This window comes from Streptomyces luteosporeus, from assembly GCF_039532865.1.
In the GTDB taxonomy this organism is placed as follows: Bacteria; Actinomycetota; Actinomycetes; order Streptomycetales; family Streptomycetaceae; genus Streptomyces; species Streptomyces luteosporeus.
In genome coordinates, this window is sequence record NZ_BAAASL010000065.1 from 1 (window position 1) to 779 (window position 779).

The window sequence follows — 779 nt, forward strand, 5'->3', positions numbered from 1 at the left end:
CTGGTAAGCAGAGTTTTTGAAATGTAAGGCCTTTGAATAAGACAAAAGGCTGCCTCATCGCTAACTTTGCAACAGTGCCCGAGCCCCTGCAGGCAGGAGAGCGCGGTCAGATAGTGGCTGTGCAAGTGGACGATCGCCTTGCAGGCCGGGTTGTGCAAATAGACCGCCCGGTGAAAAGTGACCTCTTTCGACGGTTTGTCGCCGGAGATCCATTCCCCTTGCAGCGTCACCACCGACAACCGCTGAGCCTGCAGTTCGCCGAGGCAGGCGCCGGTCGGCGTCGCCAGCAGGTTGCCGTCCGGCAGCAGCAGCGACAGATTGCCAGGGGAGCCGGTGGCATAGCCGCGGCTAAACAACGAGGCGCCAATCTGCACCATTTCCTCTCGCAGTTGTTGCTCAGTCATGACGAAACTCCTGCTGGGCACGGGCAAAGAACTGGATATCGCCGAAGTTACCTGACTTCAGCGCCAGGGAGAGCGGCTGGCGGGTGTCACGCACCCAGGGCACGCCAGGGGAGATGGTCGGCCCAATATGGAACGCCTCAACCCCCAGGGTCTGCGCCACAATGCTCGACGTTTCCCCTCCGGCCACAATAAAGCGGGTAAATCCTTTCGCCTTCAGGGCGGCGGCAAGAGCGGCAAACAGCTGTTCCACCCGTTCGCTGCTGGCCTTGTCGCCATACTGCGCCTGGATCCGCTGCAGCGTTTGCGGCTCGGTGGTGGCATAGATCATCGGCGCCAGCGGCGCATCGCGCTGCGCGTCCACCCAGTCAGTCAGCG

At 61.5% G+C, this 779-nt stretch carries 2 protein-coding genes; both read right to left on the bottom strand.

The genetic code is table 11. The features are described 5' to 3' along the window. A partial coding sequence (locus ABD361_RS30420) for a class II aldolase/adducin family protein (RefSeq protein WP_344440207.1) occupies nt 1-404 on the bottom strand: 404 nt, incomplete at its 3' end. Continuing rightward, nucleotides 397-779, bottom strand: a 383-nt coding sequence (locus tag ABD361_RS30425; protein WP_048291067.1) for a nucleotide-binding domain containing protein, incomplete at its 5' end; no start/stop codon positions are given. The genes ABD361_RS30420 and ABD361_RS30425, both read right to left, overlap by 8 nt.